Annotated in this window: 17 protein-coding genes; 7 read left to right on the forward strand and 10 right to left on the reverse strand. The window is 63.2% G+C overall.

Annotated features, from left to right (window positions below; genetic code table 11):
* Positions 1-6: 6 nt before the first annotated feature.
* The 4 genes from glyA (at position 7) to BTN82_RS25520 (ending at position 4,472) form a co-directional block, all read left to right on the forward strand.
* Entirely contained in the window at positions 7-1,260 is a 1,254-nt protein-coding gene (glyA, locus tag BTN82_RS25500) for a serine hydroxymethyltransferase (protein WP_075121825.1), read from the forward strand.
* 354 nt (positions 1,261-1,614) lie between these two features.
* Positions 1,615-2,928 carry a C4-dicarboxylate transporter DctA gene (locus tag BTN82_RS25510; RefSeq protein ID WP_075121826.1) on the forward strand — a complete coding sequence of 438 codons (1,314 nt, stop codon included), beginning with the start codon at positions 1,615-1,617 and terminating at the stop codon, positions 2,926-2,928.
* A gap of 83 nt (positions 2,929-3,011) precedes the next feature.
* The gene (locus tag BTN82_RS25515) at positions 3,012-3,716 is read left to right on the forward strand and encodes a FadR/GntR family transcriptional regulator (protein ID WP_053281003.1); all 705 of its coding nucleotides are present in this window, start codon (positions 3,012-3,014) and stop codon (positions 3,714-3,716) included.
* A gap of 45 nt (positions 3,717-3,761) precedes the next feature.
* Positions 3,762-4,472 (forward strand): GntR family transcriptional regulator, encoded by a 711-nt coding sequence (locus tag BTN82_RS25520; protein ID WP_075121827.1) that lies wholly within the window; start codon positions 3,762-3,764, stop codon positions 4,470-4,472.
* Between the two features lie 110 nt (positions 4,473-4,582).
* Here BTN82_RS25520 and yjiA read toward each other — a convergent pair whose 3' ends face one another.
* The 3 genes from yjiA to BTN82_RS25535 form a co-directional block, all read right to left on the reverse strand.
* Positions 4,583-5,569 (reverse strand): GTPase, encoded by a 987-nt coding sequence (yjiA, locus tag BTN82_RS25525; protein ID WP_410002839.1) that lies wholly within the window; start codon positions 5,567-5,569, stop codon positions 4,583-4,585.
* A gap of 103 nt (positions 5,570-5,672) precedes the next feature.
* Positions 5,673-5,870, reverse strand: coding sequence for a YbdD/YjiX family protein (locus tag BTN82_RS25530; protein WP_075121829.1), 198 nt, complete (start codon positions 5,868-5,870; stop codon positions 5,673-5,675).
* 15 nt (positions 5,871-5,885) lie between these two features.
* Positions 5,886-7,952 carry a carbon starvation CstA family protein gene (locus BTN82_RS25535; RefSeq protein ID WP_075121830.1) on the reverse strand — a complete coding sequence of 689 codons (2,067 nt, stop codon included), beginning with the start codon at positions 7,950-7,952 and terminating at the stop codon, positions 5,886-5,888.
* A 283-nt stretch (positions 7,953-8,235) separates the two neighbouring features.
* On the opposite strand from BTN82_RS25535, the gene BTN82_RS25540 reads away from it, so the two are divergent.
* Positions 8,236-8,604 carry a PilZ domain-containing protein gene (locus BTN82_RS25540; protein ID WP_075121831.1) on the forward strand — a complete coding sequence of 123 codons (369 nt, stop codon included), beginning with the start codon at positions 8,236-8,238 and terminating at the stop codon, positions 8,602-8,604.
* A gap of 24 nt (positions 8,605-8,628) precedes the next feature.
* Here the strand turns inward: BTN82_RS25540 and BTN82_RS25545 are convergent, their stop codons facing one another.
* The 4 genes from BTN82_RS25545 to katB form a co-directional block, all read right to left on the reverse strand.
* Positions 8,629-9,360: a hypothetical protein gene (locus BTN82_RS25545; protein ID WP_075121832.1), complete on the reverse strand. Its 732-nt coding sequence runs from the start codon at positions 9,358-9,360 to the stop codon at positions 8,629-8,631.
* A gap of 28 nt (positions 9,361-9,388) precedes the next feature.
* A complete protein-coding gene (radA, locus tag BTN82_RS25550; protein ID WP_075121833.1) occupies positions 9,389-10,756 on the reverse strand; it encodes a DNA repair protein RadA in 1,368 nt (455 codons plus the stop codon).
* A 45-nt stretch (positions 10,757-10,801) separates the two neighbouring features.
* Positions 10,802-11,353, reverse strand: coding sequence for an ankyrin repeat domain-containing protein (locus BTN82_RS25555; protein ID WP_075121834.1), 552 nt, complete (start codon positions 11,351-11,353; stop codon positions 10,802-10,804).
* A gap of 68 nt (positions 11,354-11,421) precedes the next feature.
* Positions 11,422-12,963 carry a catalase KatB gene (gene katB / locus BTN82_RS25560; RefSeq protein ID WP_075121835.1) on the reverse strand — a complete coding sequence of 514 codons (1,542 nt, stop codon included), beginning with the start codon at positions 12,961-12,963 and terminating at the stop codon, positions 11,422-11,424.
* A 290-nt stretch (positions 12,964-13,253) separates the two neighbouring features.
* Here katB and mscL point away from each other — a divergent pair, with 290 nt between their 5' ends.
* Positions 13,254-13,658 (forward strand): large-conductance mechanosensitive channel protein MscL, encoded by a 405-nt coding sequence (gene mscL / locus BTN82_RS25565; RefSeq protein ID WP_075121836.1) that lies wholly within the window; start codon positions 13,254-13,256, stop codon positions 13,656-13,658.
* 56 nt (positions 13,659-13,714) lie between these two features.
* Here mscL and BTN82_RS25570 read toward each other — a convergent pair whose 3' ends face one another.
* Positions 13,715-14,491: a ferredoxin--NADP reductase gene (locus BTN82_RS25570; protein ID WP_075121837.1), complete on the reverse strand. Its 777-nt coding sequence runs from the start codon at positions 14,489-14,491 to the stop codon at positions 13,715-13,717.
* 227 nt (positions 14,492-14,718) lie between these two features.
* Here BTN82_RS25570 and BTN82_RS25575 point away from each other — a divergent pair, with 227 nt between their 5' ends.
* Positions 14,719-15,843 carry a methyltransferase gene (locus tag BTN82_RS25575; protein ID WP_075121838.1) on the forward strand — a complete coding sequence of 375 codons (1,125 nt, stop codon included), beginning with the start codon at positions 14,719-14,721 and terminating at the stop codon, positions 15,841-15,843.
* Between the two features lie 197 nt (positions 15,844-16,040).
* Here the strand turns inward: BTN82_RS25575 and BTN82_RS25580 are convergent, their stop codons facing one another.
* Positions 16,041-16,208 (reverse strand): DUF2474 domain-containing protein, encoded by a 168-nt coding sequence (locus BTN82_RS25580; RefSeq protein WP_075122018.1) that lies wholly within the window; start codon positions 16,206-16,208, stop codon positions 16,041-16,043.
* Between the two features lie 83 nt (positions 16,209-16,291).
* A complete protein-coding gene (cydB, locus tag BTN82_RS25585) occupies positions 16,292-17,299 on the reverse strand; it encodes a cytochrome d ubiquinol oxidase subunit II (protein WP_075121839.1) in 1,008 nt (335 codons plus the stop codon).

Consider the following 17,299-nt stretch of genomic DNA (forward strand, 5'->3'; position numbering starts at 1 on the left):
ACCGCCATGTTCAGCCGTGATTTGACTATTGCCAAGTACGACGCCGATCTCTTTGCCGCCATGGAGCAAGAAGCCCAGCGCCAGGAAGAACACATTGAGCTGATCGCTTCGGAAAACTACACCAGCCCAGCGGTGATGGAAGCTCAAGGCTCGGTACTGACCAACAAGTACGCCGAAGGTTACCCAGGCAAGCGTTACTACGGCGGCTGCGAATACGTCGACGTGGTTGAGCAGTTGGCCATCGACCGCGCCAAGGAACTGTTCGGCGCCGACTACGCCAACGTCCAGCCGCACGCCGGCTCGCAAGCCAACGCCGCCGTGTACCTGGCGCTGCTGTCGGCAGGCGACACCATCCTGGGCATGAGCCTGGCCCACGGCGGTCACCTGACCCACGGTGCCGGCGTTTCCTCCTCCGGCAAGCTGTACAACGCCGTCCAGTACGGCATCGACGCCAACGGCCTGATCGACTACGCCGAAGTCGAGCGCCTGGCCCTCGAGCACAAGCCGAAGATGATTGTCGCCGGTTTCTCTGCCTACTCGCAGATCCTCGACTTCCCACGTTTCCGCGAAATCGCCGACAAGGTCGGTGCCTATCTCTTTGTTGATATGGCTCACGTTGCGGGCCTCGTCGCCGCTGGCGTCTACCCGAACCCGGTGCCGTTCGCCGACGTCGTGACCACCACCACCCACAAGACCCTGCGCGGTCCGCGTGGTGGCCTGATCCTGGCTCGCGCCAACGCCGACATCGAGAAGAAGCTGAACTCCGCAGTCTTCCCGGGTGCCCAGGGCGGCCCGCTGGAGCACGTGATCGCGGCCAAGGCGATCTGCTTCAAGGAAGCGCTGCAGCCTGAGTTCAAGGCCTACCAGCAACAAGTGGTGAAGAACGCCCAGGCCATGGCCGGCGTGTTCATCGAGCGCGGTTTCGACGTGGTTTCCGGCGGTACCGAGAACCACTTGTTCCTGCTGTCGTTGATCAAGCAGGAAATCTCCGGTAAAGACGCCGATGCCGCCTTGGGCAAAGCCTTCATCACCGTGAACAAGAACTCCGTGCCAAACGACCCTCGCTCGCCGTTCGTCACCTCCGGCCTGCGCTTCGGTACTCCGGCCGTGACCACTCGCGGTTTCAAGGAAACCGAGTGCAAGGAACTGGCTGGCTGGATCTGCGACATCCTGGCTGACCTGAACAACGAAGCGGTGATCGACGCCGTTCGTGAGAAAGTCAAAGCCATCTGCAAGAAGCTGCCGGTCTACGGCGCTTAATCCGCAGAACGCTGCATGAAAAGCCCGGCCTCAGTGCCGGGCTTTTTTTCGTCCGCGAATTGTCTGGCCCGGGACTTGTCGACGCTGCCACAGGCTGCGGTCGACCGGTACGGCCGTGGCACTCTGAAGATCGCAGGAAGGCCTTCGGCCTTATCGCAGCCTGCGGCAGCGGCTACGGGACCCGCACCACTGGTCAGACCGGTCATGCCAATTTTCTGAAACACTCTTGTGCTAGCGGGAAAATCGGGCATAGACTGCGCCTGCACTGGACATACCGGTAAGACCACAATAATTAAGTCCCGAATCTGATGCGCTCAGCGCACAACAGCCGGGACGCCGACCAGGATTCCCCTCATGCTCAGATGGTGCTCGCGTTCGATTTTCCTCCAGGTAGTCCTCGGACTGATGCTCGGCATCGTATGTGGACTGACACTCCCCGAATACTCCTCGCAACTCAAACCACTGGGCGATGCCTTTATCAAGCTGATCAAGATGCTGATCGGCCTGATCGTCTTCTGCGTGGTAGTCAGCGGCATCTCCGGTGCCGGCGACCTGAAAAAGGTCGGACGCATCGGGCTCAAATCGGTCATCTACTTCGAAGTCCTGACCACCATCGCCCTGGTGATCGGCCTGGTCTTCGCCTTCACCACCGGCATCGGCAGCGGCGCCAATATTCACCTGGAACAGCTGTCCACCGCCGACATGGGTGACATCGCCCAGCGCGGCCAACACCTGCACGGCACCTCCGAGTTCCTGATGGGGTTGATCCCCAACTCGGTACTCGGCGCCTTCGCCGAAAACAACATCCTCCAGGTGTTGCTGTTCTCCGTGCTGTTCGGCAGCGCCCTGAACCTGGTGGGCGAAGCCGCCTCCGGCATCTCGCGGCTGATCAACGAACTCAGTCATATCATCTTCCGCATCATGGGCATGATCGTGCGCCTGGCGCCGATCGGCGTGTTCGGCGCCATCGCCTTCACCACCAGCAAGTACGGCCTGGACTCGCTGCAACACCTGGGCAGCCTGGTCGGCCTGTTCTACCTGACCTGCTTCGCCTTCGTGGCGGTGATCCTGGGTGTGGTCATGCGTTGTTCCGGCCTGCGCATGCTGCCGTTTCTCAAGTACCTGCGCGAAGAACTGCTGATCGTGCTGGGCACTGCCTCCTCCGATGCGGTACTGCCACAGATCATGCGCAAACTGGAGCACCTGGGCATCGGCAGCTCCACGGTCGGCCTGGTCATTCCAACGGGTTACTCGTTCAACCTCGACGGTTTCTCGATCTACCTGACCCTGGCCATCGTCTTTATCGCCAATGCCACCGGCACGCCGTTGTCGATGTCCGACCTTTTGACCATCCTGCTGGTGTCACTGATCACCTCCAAGGGCGCCCACGGAATTCCAGGCTCGGCACTGGTGATCCTGGCCGCGACCCTGACCGCGATCCCGGCCATCCCGGTGGTGGGCCTGGTGCTGGTGCTGGCGGTGGACTGGTTCATGGGCATCGGCCGGGCGCTGACCAACCTGATCGGCAACTGCGTCGCCACCGTGGCCATTGCCCGCTGGGAAAGAGACATCGATATCCAACGCGCCAACAAAGTCCTGAGCGGCCAGCAGGGCTATGGCTTCCAGCCGCGCAAACCGCTGCCTGGCACGCAGCAGCAGGAGTTCTGAGGCATGCCTTGTGCCTGTCGCCGGCAGGCACAACAATCAGCGCCTGCCAACGGCCTCATCCGCCATTTTCCAGGGAGTGAACAGTGATCACCTCGTCAACGGTTGTAAATTCAGTGGTAGAAAAGCTGCGAGCGGCCTTGGCTCGTGGCCAGTGGCGCTCCGGCGACATGCTGCCGGGGCAACGTGAATTGGCCGAGCAACTGGGCATCAGCCGCCCGAGCCTGCGCGAAGCGGTGACTGTCCTGGAAACCCTGGGCCTGGTGCGCTCCATGCCCGGCAAAGGCGTGGTGGTGCTCGAAGCCAGCCTCAACGAACAACCGGCCAGCGACAGCGGCGTGGCCGGCGCCAGCCTCGAAGACGTGCTGCAACTGCGCTACACCCTCGAGCCCTTCATTGTCGGCCTGGTGGCGCAATCCATCAGCAGCAAGGAAGTGGGCCAGTTGCGGCTGACCCTGATGGACATGCGCGAGGCCCTGGACGCCAACGACAGCGAAGCCGGGATGAACGCCTACATCGCCTTCCACGAAGAGCTGTTCACCCTGACCTCCAACCCGATTTTCCAGAACGTGGTGCAACAGACCAGCAACGCCCTGAAGCAGAGCGCGGAGATCCTGCGCAACTCTCCCGAGCACCTGGCCGAACGCCTGGAGGAAAACGAAGCGGTGGTCCGGGCGATCCGCAACAAGAACAGCGCGCTGGCCAGTGCCGAGATGCGCCGGCACATCCTCAAGGAAGGCCAGCGCATGGGCATCGAGTTGAACATCCCGGACGACCATCTGGGCAACTGAGCCTCACCCACACTTTCGTATCGGTAACCGGACTGGAGACAGGCCATGGCCAGCTACGCCTTGAACAAACTTGCCTTCCCCCTCGCCGAAGCACTGCCACGGCGGCGCACGGGCGAGAAGAAACTGTTGGTCGACGACGTCTACCCGCAGATTTTCGACGCCATTCTCGAACAACGCATCGCCCCTGCCAGCCGTTTCACCGAGGACAGCCTCGGCGAAGTATTCGGGGTCAGCCGCAGCATCATTCGCCAGGTGCTGGCGCGTTTGTCCCATCAGCAGGTGGTTATCCTGCGACCCAACCACCGGCCCCAGGTGGCGGCCCCGGACCATGAACAAACGCGGCAGATCCTGCACGCCCGGCGCCTGACGGAGATCACCCTGGTCCGGCTCGCCTGCCAACAACCGGCTCCCCGCGACCTGAAACGCCTGCGGGAGTTGATCGCCGGCGAGCGCGACTGTATCAAACGCGGCCTGCGCGGTCCGGCGATCCGCCTGTCCGGCGAGTTTCACCTGCAATTGGCGGAGGTGGCCGGCAACGCGCCCCTGGCGCATTTTCTCGGCAGCCTGGTACCGCTGACGTCACTGGCGATTGCCCATCACCAGACACGCGCCTGCAGCCATTGCGCCTGGCAGGAACACGCGGCGATTGTCGATGCCATCGAAGACGCTGACATAAAGACGGCGGTCGGCCTGATGACCGGGCACCTGGATCACCTGGAGGAGAGGTTGCTGAAGGCCAGCGCAGGGTCGAAATAACGCGCCGAGCCCAAGATCGTTTCGCGAGCAAGCTCGCTCCTACAGGTTTTCCATACCCCCCTGTAGGAGCGAGCTTGCTCGCGATGGCATCGGTGAAAGCGCTAAGGAAACTACTCCCCCACCATCCGCGCGAACCCGGCCCGGATCTTCTCTTCCGGCAGATCGTCGGCAATGAACACGATCACGCTCTCGCGCGGCTCGCCGTCGGCCCATTCGCTATCCCAGTCGAAACCGTACAGTTTGAGGACGCCCTGGAACACCAGGCGCCGCGGCTCGCCGGCAATGCTCAGTACGCCCTTGTAGCGCAGCAGTTGCTTGCCGTGTTCTTCCAGCAGCTCGTTCATGAACGCGCTGAGGCGGTCGATATCCAGCGGCGCATCGGTGCGCAGCACCAGGCTGGAAATACGGTCGATGGAAGGCGCCTTGCTGACCGGACGCAAGCTGATGCCGCCGCCGAGGTCGGCATTCAGGTTGAAGCCGCGCACATCCAGCAGTTCGGCCAGGTCGATCCGCCCATGCTCGACCACACGGATCGGCGCGCGACGGTTGATCCGGGTCAGGCGTTCGCTCAGGGCATTGAAGGCCGGCTCGTCCACCAGGTCGCGCTTGCTCACCAGCAGGCGGTCGGCGAAGCCGATCTGGGCCTGGGCGATGGTTTGGGTCAGGTGGTGTTCGGCGTGTTTGGCGTCCACCAGGGTAATGATGCCGTCGAGGATGTAACGCTCGCGCAGCTCTTCGTCGATGAAGAAGGTCTGGGCCACGGGCGCGGGATCGGCCAGCCCGGTGCATTCGATCACCAGCCGGTCGAAGGTGATCTCGCCGCTGTCCCGCCGTTCCAGCAGCAGGTACAGGGCCTTGGTCAGATCGGTGTGGATGGTGCAGCAGACGCAGCCATTGGACAGCGTCATCACTTGTACCGGCTCGTCGCCCAGCAACTGGGTGTCGATACCGGCCTCGCTGAATTCGTTTTCGATCACGGCGATTTTCAGGCCGTGCTCGGCCTTGAGCAGGTGACGCAGCAAGGTGGTCTTGCCGGCGCCAAGGAAACCGCTGAGCACGGTGACGGGGATTGGGGACAGCGACATAAAATCTCCCATGGGCAGAAAAGACTGTAGGAGCCAGCTTGCTGGCGATGGCGTCTGCGAGATCGCTATCGCCAGCAAACTGGCTCCTACAGAGGGTATTACCCGATGCTACGTTTCAACAGCATTTCGGTCCGGACTTGCCGCCGTAGCGCGCCTCCTGGCGTTCCCGAAAGAACGCCTCGTAGCTCATCACCGGCTGGTCCGGGTGCTTGGCCTGCATATGCTCGACGTAATTGTCGTAGTCGGGCATGCCGACCATCAGGCGCGCGGCCTGACCGAGGTATTTACCGAGGCGACTCAGGTCATTGAACATGGTTGCAGTCCTCGTTTACGCGTCCGGCAGGGCCTGGAACGGCGCTTCTTTATCCGTGCGCTCCTTGTTGCCCCAGGCGGCGATGCCGACCTTGAGCGCATAGAACAGGATGCTGAACACCACCAGCAGGAACAGCACCGTCAGCGTGGCGTTGGTGTAGGCGTTGAAGATCACGTGCTGCATCTGTTCGATGCTCTTGGCCGGGGCCACCACCTGGCCGGCGGCCAGGGCGTCGCTGTACTTCTTCGCCAGGGCCAGGAAACCCACCGCCGGGCTTGGGTCGAACAGCTTGATCAGGCCCGCGGTGGTGGTGCAGATCAGCAGCCAGGCCGCCGGCAGCAGGGTGACCCAGATGTAGCGCTGGCGCTTCATCTTGATCAGCACCACGGTGCCCAGCATCAGGGCGATACCGGCCAGCATCTGGTTGGAGATGCCGAACAGCGGCCACAAGGTGTTGATGCCACCCAGCGGGTCGATCACGCCCTGGTACAGCAGGTAACCCCAGAGGGCCACGCAGCCGGCGGTGGCGATCAGGTTGGCGGTCCAGGATTCGGTGCGTTTCAGCGCCGGCACGAAGGAACCCAGCAGGTCCTGCAGCATAAAGCGCCCGGCGCGGGTGCCGGCGTCCACCGCGGTGAGGATGAACAGCGCCTCGAACAGGATCGCGAAGTGGTACCAGAAGGCCATGGTGTTTTCACCCGGCAACACCGTGTGCAGGATCTGCGCGATGCCCACCGCCAGGGTCGGCGCGCCGCCGGCACGGGCGAGGATGGTGGTTTCACCGATGTCCTTGGCCACCGCCTGTAACTGATCAGGGGTGATGGCAAAGCCCCAGCTGCTGACGGTCTGCGCCACGGTCACCACGTCGCCGCCGACGATGGCCGCCGGGCTGTTCATGGCGAAGTACACGCCCGGCTCGATCACCGAGGCGGCGACCATCGCCATGATGGCCACGAAGGACTCCATCAGCATGCCGCCGTAACCGATGTAGCGGGCGTTGGTTTCGTTATCCAGCAACTTGGGCGTGGTCCCCGAGGAGATCAGCGCGTGGAAGCCGGACACCGCGCCGCAGGCGATGGTGATGAACAGGAACGGGAACAGGCCGCCCTTCCACACCGGGCCGGTGCCGTCGGTGAACTGGGTCAGGGCCGGCATTTTCAGCTCGGGCATGGTGATCAGGATGCCGATCGCCAGGGCGATGATGGTGCCGATCTTGAGGAAGGTCGACAGGTAGTCGCGCGGCGCCAGGATCAGCCACACCGGCAGTACCGCGGCGACGAAGCCGTAGCCGATCAGCATCCAGGTGATCTGCACGCCGGTGAAGGTGAAGGCCTTGGCCCACACCGGGTCGGCGGCGATCTGCCCGCCCAGCCAGATCGAGCCCAGCAGCAGGAGCACGCCGATGATCGAGATCTCGCCGATGCGGCCCGGGCGGATGTAGCGCATGTACACGCCCATGAACATCGCGATCGGGATGGTCGCCATCACCGTGAAGATGCCCCACGGGCTCTCGGCCAGGGCCTTGACCACGATCAGCGCCAGCACCGCGAGGATGATGATCATGATCAGGAAGCAGCCGAACAGGGCGATGGTGCCGGGGATGCGGCCCATTTCCTCGCGGACCATGTCGCCCAGGGAGCGGCCGTTGCGCCGGGTGGAGAGGAACAGGACCATGAAGTCCTGCACCGCGCCGGCCAGCACCACCCCGGCAATCAGCCACAGGGTGCCGGGCAGGTAGCCCATCTGCGCCGCCAATACCGGGCCCACGAGAGGACCTGCGCCAGCGATGGCCGCGAAGTGGTGGCCGAAGAGGATGTGTTTGTTGGTCGGCACGTAGTCCAGACCGTCGTTGTTGAGCACGGCGGGAGTGGCCCGACGCGGGTCGAGTTGCATCACGTTATTGGCGATGAACAGGCTGTAGTAGCGGTAGGCGACCAGGTAGATGGCCACGGCAGCAACCACGATCCACAAGGCGTTGATCGCCTCGCCGCGGCGCAATGCCACTACGCCTAAGGCGCACGCTCCCACGATTGCCAACACCAGCCAGGGTAAGTGGCGGAGCGGGCTATTATTATTTTTCATTTTATTATTCCAGCCAGAGTGGACAAGAAAGACAGCCCTCGGAGTTTAGCGCTACTGGCCCCAAAGGCCACCCCCACATTGGTCTAGAGCATTCTTTTAAGCATTTTCCCGCCTCTTTGCAGTACCTGATGCAACCCTTTGCGAAGCGCGGCTCTCTCTGGAACGGGATGATCAAAGGTGCATGCCGTCGGCGACCGTGACTCTTGTCGCAAGGGGGCCGCCGGCTATAGCGCAGGCGCCGAACCGGGGTCTATAGTCACTGCACCATGCAGAGGGGCTGCTCATGAGCGAACACCATTCCGATCGTCGCCGTTTCAAACGCATCGCCTTCGATGCCCGCACCGAACTGAGCCAGGGCTCTCAACGCTGGTCCGTGCAATTGCTCGACCTCTCGCTCAAGGGCATGTTGATCCAGCGTCCCGAGCCCTGGCAGGGGGACGCAAGCCTGCCGTTCAAAGCCGATATCCATTTGAGCACTGACGCCGACGTACGCATGGACGTGCAACTGGCGCACGACGATCACGGCCAGTTGGGCTTCGTCTGCCTGCATATAGACCTGGAATCGATCGAGCATCTGCGCCGGTTGATCGAGTTCAACCTTGCCGACCCGCAGGAACTGGAGCGCGAGCTGGGGGCGCTGATCGAGGTCTGAGCGCCCACCGTTCTCATTGAGCGTTCAAGGAAATGCCGCGGGCTCGGGAAATTCGCTTTCCGCATCCCAGTAACCGGGCTGCTGTCGACTGGCAGTGGTCCATTGCCCATCCACCCAGCGATAGATGCGGTAGGTGGTCACGAAATCATCCCCTTCACTGGCAGGCGCCGAAGACACCTGGGCGATCGAGTCGGTGCTGCCCGCCTGGGTCGACGACAGGACCTGCCAGGCCGCCTTGCCGGTCTGGGCCATTGTCAGCGGACGCTGCTTGCCGTCTTCGTCACGATAGACCAGCGGCTCCAGCCGGCTGCGGGTCGGCGCCAGGATCTGCGTCGCCGGACCGCTGTAAGTGCCCATGGGCGCCGTCTGATCCACAGTGAGGAAAAACGCCGGGTACGGCAGGCCGCTGAGCGGTGCCTTTTCCACCTTGGCCAACGGGTAGCCCAAGGCCTGCTCGGCAAGCACTTCTCCGACGTCCGAAACCAGGCGCACCCGCGCTTGCAACTGCGGCTGGTGCTCGCTGTCGGTCGACTCGTCGAAGGTCTCTTCGTCCAGGCCGCTGCCCCAGCTCTGGGCATGCAATTGCGCGGTGATGCGCCGGTCTTCCAGCACCTCGAGCACCGTACCGTCGCCGACCAGCAACTCCTGGGCGATCCGATAGCCACGCGGCGCGTCTTCCTGGCTGGCCAGCGCCAGGCCGCCGCCCCAGCACAGCACGAAACCGAGGGCGCCAAGGCCCGCTCCTGTCATCCGCATGAACTGCATCCTTTCAGTGGCACATGGTTTATTCGAACAGCGCATCCAGCGCCTGTTCCAAACGGGTTACCGCAATGATCCGCAAACCTTGCGGCGCTTCTTTCGGCGCATTGCCCTTGGGCACGATGGCCCGCTTGAAGCCGTGCTTGGCCGCCTCCTTGAGGCGCTCCTGGCCGCTCGGCACCGGACGCACTTCGCCGGACAGGCCGACTTCGCCGAACACCAACAGGTCGTGGGGCAAGGGTCGGTTGCGCAGGCTCGACATCACCGCCGCCATCAGCGCCAGGTCGGACGCGGTTTCCAGCACCTTGACCCCGCCGACCACGTTGAGGAACACGTCCTGGTCGTGGGTCGGGATGCCGCCGTGGCGATGCAGCACCGCCAGCAGCATCGCCAGGCGGTTCTGGTCCAGGCCCAGGGTGACCCGCCGCGGGTTGGCCAGGTGGCTGTCATCCACCAGCGCCTGGACTTCCACCAGCATCGGCCGGGTGCCTTCCCAGGTGGCCATGACCACGCTGCCCGGGACCTCTTCCTGGGCCCGGGTAAGGAAAATCGCCGAAGGGTTGGACACTTCCTTCAGGCCGCGGTCGGTCATGCCGAACACGCCCAGTTCGTTGACCGCGCCGAAACGGTTCTTTACCGCCCGCAGCAGGCGCAGGCGGCCGTCGGACTCGCCTTCGAAATACAGCACGGTGTCGACCATGTGCTCCAGGACCCGCGGCCCGGCCAGCGCACCTTCCTTGGTCACGTGGCCGACCAGGAAGATCGCCGTGCCGCTCTGCTTGGCGTAACGCACCAGCAGCGCCGCGCTTTCGCGCACCTGGGACACGCCACCCGGGGCCGATTGCAGTTGTTCGGTGAAGATGGTCTGGATCGAGTCGATCACCATGACCTTGGGCTTCTCCTGCCGGGCCGTGGCGATGATGGTTTCGATGCAGGTTTCGGTCATCACCCGCAGTTGGTCCTGAGGCAGGCCCAGGCGCCGGGCGCGCATCGCCACCTGTTGTTGGGATTCCTCGCCGGTGACGTAGAGCGCCGGCATGCGCGTGGCGATGTTGCACAGGGTCTGCAACAGAATGGTCGACTTGCCGATCCCCGGATCGCCGCCGATCAGCACCACCGAACCGTCCACCAGGCCGCCACCGAGTACCCGGTCCAGTTCGCCGGACGCCGTGGAAAACCGCGGGATCTCTTCGACGCTGACCTCGGCCAGGGTCTTGATCTGCGCCTGCTGCCCGGCCCAACCGGTGCGACCGCTGGGCGCCGCGGCGCCGCCGCTTTCCACCAGGGTTTCAGTCAGGGTATTCCAGGCCCCGCACTCACCGCACTGGCCGGCCCATTTGGGAAAGGTGGCGCCGCACTCGGTGCAGCCGTACATGCGCTTGGCCTTGGCCATCTGAACCCCCGGCAAAAACCGCGATGATAGCTCAGCTGGAGCGGATCAGCGCGGCGCGGCCGTGTGGATTTCGCCGCTGGCCAGACGCGTGGCGCTGTTGCCCAAGGGATCTTCGGCGTTCAGGTCGGCGCCCTTGCGCGCCAGGACGTCGAGCAACTCCACCCGCTTGAACAGCCCGGCATACATCGCGGCGGTCTGCCCGGCGCCGTTGCGCTGGTCGGGGTTGCAGTCGGTGGCCAGCAGGCGTCGGGCGATCGTCACCTCGCCCTTGAAGATGGCGCCCATCAGCGCGGTATTGCCTCTTTTGTCCTGGGCGCAGGCATCGGCGCCGGCGGCCAGCAGCCGTTCGACCGCCGGCCCCTGGCCGTGATACGCCGCCAGGATCAAGGCGGTGTAGCCCTTCTCGTCCTGGGTATCGAGGGCGTAACCGGCCTCGATAAAGGTGTCGAGCATCTCGACGTCGCCCCGGCGGGCGGCATCGAAGTAGTAATTTTGCAGCTGGGTTTTCATGGCGGCCGGGTCGCCAGGTACAGGCTCCGGCCCCGCGAAAGCACTCAGCGAGCAACAGGCTAGAAACGCAGAAATATACAGACGCATGATGTAGCTCCTTGCACGCTCCTACCAAGAGAGTGTCACGCCGCAAAGCGGCGTGACATGACTGGGACTCAGTCGGACAGTTTCGCAGCCAGGGCCTTGACCCGGGCCAGGTCGCCCTTGGCCACCTTGGTCACGCCGGCGCCGTACTCCGGGTCGGCCTTGTAGAGGAACGACAGCATGATGTGCTTGCTCTCGTCATCGGTGGTCGCCAGCGAACCGCCAAAGCTCTCGATCAGGTCCTGGCGTTCCTTCTGGCTGAACGAGCGATACAAGTCGCCGGCCTGCTTGAAGTTCTGCTCGCGCTGGATCTTCGCCTGCTGGGTGCTGCCGCTCAGGGCCAGTTGGCTGTAGCGCGCGCTTTGCGGTTCTTCGCGCGGCAACAGGCGGCTCGGTTGATAGTTCACCCCGGTGCTGGTGCTGCCGATGTTCATCGCGCCGTCCTGGTTGCCGTTGTTCACCGCGACTTTCGGCGCGTTGATCGGCAGTTGCAGGACGTTGGCGCCCAGGCGGTACAGCTGGGTATCGGCATAGGAGAACACCCGGCCTTGCAGCAGGCGGTCTTCCGACGGCTCGATCCCCGGCACCAGGTTGGCCGGGGCCATGGCCACCTGCTCGGTTTCCTGGAACACGTTGCCCGGGTTGCGGTCGAGCACCATCTGCCCGACCTTGCGCTCAGGCACACCCGGCCAGATCTTGGTGGCATCGAGCGGGTCGAAGTCGAACTTGGCCAGGTCCTGCGGCTTCAATACCTGCACATACAGGTCCCATTTCGGGAAGTCGCCTTTGTTGATATGGGTGACCAGGTCGTTGGTCATATGGCTGTAATCGCGCCCCTGCACCTCGACCACTTGTTTCGGATCGAGGTTGTTGATGCCCTGCAAACTCTTCCAGTGAAACTTCACGTAATGCACTTCGCCCTTGGCATTGACCAACTTGTAGGCGTGCACGCCATTACCGTCCATTTCCCGGTAACTGGCCGGCGTGCCGGAGTTGGAATACAGCTCGGTCAGGGTGCGGGTGGCTTCCGGAACATGGGAGAAGAAATCGAAGCGACGGGAATCGTCGTCCAGGTTGGTGCGCGGGTCGGGTTTGAACGCATGGACCATGTCCGGAAACTTGATCGCATCGCGAATAAAGAACGTCGGAAAGTTATTGCCGACCAGGTCCCAGTTGCCTTCGGCGGTATAGAACTTGGTGGCGAAACCACGTGGGTCACGCAGGGTTTCCGGCGAATGGTTGCCATGCACGACCGCGGAGAAACGCACGAAGACCGGCGTGACTTCGCCGGCGGCGAACACCTTGGCCTTGGTCAGGTCGCCAAGGCCGTCGGTCACGGTGAAGGAGCCATGGGCGCCGGTACCGCGAGCATGCACCACCCGCTCTGGAATGCGCTCGCGGTCGAAGCGCTGGAGCTTCTGGATCAGTTGCACGTCCTGCAACAGGACCGGCCCGGTAGCGCCTGCCGTCTGCGAGTTCTGGTTGTCGCCCACCGCGGCGCCGTTATCGCGGGTCAGTGTGGCGGCCTGCACGGAAAGGGAAAGCATACTGGCGGCGAGTACGCCCAGTACGCGTCGCTGGGAAAGAGTCCCAAGGCCAATGATCAGGGTCATGTTTTATTCCTCTGGTTTTAATCAAACGCATCCAGGTGCGTCTGCCAGAGGCTAGTGACCAAAGAGTCGAACTCTAAATAGAAAGGTCGCAACAGTCCGATTGAGAAAATAGGTTGGCCCCGGATAAAAAGTACGGGTATTACGCGCGCGATTGATTGATGGCACTTTGTAAACTATTTACCGTTAACTCGGTCGATAACTCCGAACGCTGTAAGCAGTTGTTGCGAGCAAGATACGTTTTGCTGAATTACACTGCGTTCACCAACCTCATCTGTAACAGGGAATAACCTATGGGCGTGCTAAGTGAGTTCAAGGCCTTCGCGGTCAAAGGTAACGTGGTCGATATGGCCGTCGGTATTATCATCGGCGCGGCATTCGGCAAGATCGTTTCGTCGTTCGTCGGCGATGTGGTGATGCCGCCAATCGGCTTGCTGATCGGTGGGGTGGATTTCAGCGACCTGGCGATCACGCTCAAGGACGCTGTCGGCGACACACCGGCCGTGGTTCTGGCCTACGGCAAGTTCATCCAGAGCCTGATCGACTTCATCATCGTTGCCTTCGCCATCTTCATGGGTGTGAAGGCGATCAACCGCCTGAAGCGTGAAGAAGCCGTGGCACCGGCTGCTCCTACCAAGGAAGAAACGTTGCTGGGCGAGATCCGCGACCTGCTCAAGGCGCAGAACAACAAGCCCTGAGGCAGTTGCCGCAGTAAAAAGACGGCGCCCCTTGTGACAAGGCGGCGCCGTTTTTCTTACCAGTAGTTTTCCACCGCGACCTGCCCCGGCCGCCGGGTCAGGCTCAGGTGCATGTCCCGCTGTTTGAGCAGGGCGCGGGTATCGTCGATCATCTGCGGGTTACCGCAGAGCATCACGCGCGAATGTTCGGCGTTCAACGGCACGCCGGCGACGCGCTCCAGTTCGCCGTTCTCGATCAATTGAGTGATGCGTCCACTGAGGCTGCCCGGATGCTGTTCCCGGGTCACCGTGGTGATGACTTGCAGCTTGTGGGCGACCTCCGCCAGATAATCGCGCTGTTTGAGCTCGGCCAGCAATTGCTGGTAAGCCAGCTCCTTGGCCTCGCGCACGCTATAAACCAGGATGATCCGCTCGAATTTTTCCCAGACCTCGAAGTCCTGCAGGATCGAAACGAAGGGCGCGATCCCGGTCCCGGTGGAAAGCAGCCAGAGATCGCGACCGTCGACGAACCGGTCCAGGGTCAGGTAGCCGAACGCCTGCCGGTCCACCAGCAGGGTATCGCCCTCCCCCAGCCGGCTCAGCTCGCTGGTGAACTCGCCGCCCGGAACCACGATGGAGAAGAACTCGAGAAACTCGTCGAAGGGCGAGGACACCATGGAGTACGCGCGCCACACCGTGCTGCCATCGGCCTTGCTCACCCCGAGGCGGGCAAACTGCCCGGCGCGGAAACGAAAGCCCGCGTCCCGCGTGGCCCGCAAGCTGAACAGGCTGGGGGTCAGGGGCTGGACGTCGAGCAAGGTCTGGCGCGTGTATTTTTCTGCACTGGCAGTCATGGCAGGCTCCGATAAGCGAATAGCGTTAGTGTCCCGCAAAGCGCGCGGCAGAAACACCGGCGGTTTGTAATGGCATAGAGCGCGGGCAATCGGGCGCAAAAAAACGTACCATTGCCGCCTCTTCGGGCACACGCCGCGCGGCCTGCGCGCCAGTTGCCCGAACGGTCCTGCCCGCATTGCGCCCCTCCCGCCGGCAGGGCATTCACCGATTACCAAGAGTCCGCCCCATGCCCCTGCTCGAAAGCCCCTTCGCCCAGCTCGACCTGATCCGCCAGCCCGAACAACAGAACGAGCCCCTGCAAGCTTTCGACGCAGCGGACGAGTACCTGCTCAATCACCTGGCCGAACAGCAACCGACGGCAGAGACCCGGGTGCTGGTCCTCAACGACAGCTTCGGCGCCCTGGCGGCCAGCCTGGTCGGACGCGTGGAGGTGAGCAGCAGCGGCGACTCGTTTCTCGGCGCCCTGGCGCTGGAGAAAAACCTGGCGCGCAATGGCCTGCCGTTCGACGCGGTCAAGGTCCTGCCGGCCAGCGAGCCGCTGAGCGGGCCGTTTGACCGGGTGCTGATCCGGGTGCCCAAGACCCTGGCCCTGCTGGAAGAACAGCTGATCCGCCTGCAAGGCCAGCTGGCCCCGGGGGCCCAGGTGGTGGCGGCGGCCATGGTCAAGCACTTGCCGCGGGCGGCCGGCGACCTGCTGGAGCGCTACATCGGCCCGGTCCAGGCTTCGCTGGCGGTGAAAAAAGCCCGTTTGCTGATCGCCACCCCGGAGGCGAAAGCTCCAGCGGTGTCGCCCTACCCGAGCCGCTACACACTCGACGAGCCGGCCATCGAGCTGCTCAACCACGCCAACGTGTTCTGCCGCGAAGGCCTGGACATCGGCACCCGCGCTTTCCTCCCGCACCTGCCGAAAAACCTCGGCAAGGCCCGGGTCGCGGACCTGGGCTGCGGCAACGGCGTGCTGGCCATCGCCAGCGCCCTGGACAACCCCGACGCCCAGTACACCCTGGTGGACGAATCGTTCATGGCGGTGCAATCGGCCCTGGAAAACTGGCGCGTGACCCTGGGCGAGCGTGAGGTGATCGTGCGTGCCGGCGACGGCCTGGCCGGTCAGGAGCCGCAATCGCTGGACGTGGTGCTGTGCAATCCGCCTTTCCACCAGCAACAGGTGGTCGGCGACTTCCTCGCCTGGCGCATGTTCCAGCAGGCCCGCGAGGCCCTGGTGACCGGCGGCGCGCTGTACATCGTCGGCAACCGCCACCTGGGTTATCACAGCAAGCTGGCGCGGTTGTTCCGCGGCGTCGAGCAAGTGGCCGCCACGCCCAAGTTCGTGATCCTCAAGGCCCGCAAGTAACGACTCCCCGCCTTGTAGGAGCGAAGCTTGCTCGCGATGAGGACGACGCGAAATACCTGAAATACCGCATTATCGTTCATCGCGAGCAAGCTTCGCTCCTACAGGACACCCGCGAATCCGCAGGCAAAAAAAACCCTCCAGAGGAGGGCTGTAAAACCGTGCCGCAAGGCAACGGGATGGGATGAGCGGTGGTGAAATCAGTGAGTGGACAAGCCCGCGGCATTCATGAACATGCGCATCAGGCTGGCGACGATGAACAGCGCCAGCACGCTGCCGGCCCAGATTCCGGCGAGCCAGCCCAGGCGCTGCCAGAGCGGCTTTTTCTCGGCAGCTTCGATTTCCTGCAAAGAGGGTTTGTCGGCCATCATCGGGTACTCCTCTCGGAATGGGGCGATGGCGCCTGTCAGGACGCCATCGCGAGCAAGCTCGCTCCTACAGGGAACGGGAACTAGTGGTAGCCGTCTTCGTGGGTGACCTTGCCGCGGAACACGTAGTAGCTCCAGAAGGTGTAACCCAGGATGAACGGGATGATGAACAGCGTGCCCACCAGCATGAAGCCCTGGCTTTGCGGCGGCGCGGCGGCGTCCCAGATCGAGATCGACGGCGGCACGATGTTCGGCCACAGGCTGATGCCCAGGCCGCTGTAGCCGAGGAAGATCAGCACCAGGGTCAGCAGGAACGGCGTGTAGTGGGCGTTGCGGGCCACCGCGCGGATCAGCCCGTACAGGGTCACCAGCACCAGGATCGGCACCGGCAGGAACCAGAACAGGTTCGGCAGGGTGAACCAGCGCGCGGCGATTTCCTCATGGGCCAGCGGCGTCCAGATACTGACGATGCCGATCACGCCCAGCAGCACGTAGGCCAGCGGTCGCGCCAGGTCATGCATCTGCTCCTGCAGCTTGCCTTCGGTCTTCATGATCAGCCAGGTGCAGCCGAGCAAGGCGTAGGCCACCACTAGCGCCAGGCCGCAGAACAGGGTGAACGGCGTGAACCAGTCCATCGAACCGCCAGCGTACTGGCGGTCGACCACCGGCAGGCCGTCGATGAACGCCCCCAGCGCCAGGCCCTGGAAGAAGGTCGCCGCCAGCGAACCGCCGATGAACGCCTTGTCCCAGATGTGACGCTTGTCGGCCTTGGCCTTGAAGCGAAACTCGAAGGCCACGCCACGGAAGATCAGGCCGATCAGCATCAGGATCAGCGGCATGTACAGCGCCGAGAGCACCACCGAATAGGCCAGCGGGAAGGCGCCGAACAACGCGGCACCGCCCAGCACCAGCCAGGTTTCGTTGCCGTCCCAGACCGGGGCGACGGTGTTCATCATCACGTCGCGGTCGCGCTCGTCCTTGACGAACGGGAAGATAATCCCGATCCCCAGGTCGAAGCCGTCCATGACCACGTACATCATGATGCCGAAGATGATGATCACGGCCCAGATCAGCGGAAGATCAATACCCAT

Origin of the sequence: Pseudomonas chlororaphis (assembly GCF_001921865.1) — a bacterium.
GTDB classification, from domain to species: domain Bacteria; phylum Pseudomonadota; class Gammaproteobacteria; order Pseudomonadales; family Pseudomonadaceae; genus Aquipseudomonas; species Aquipseudomonas chlororaphis_D.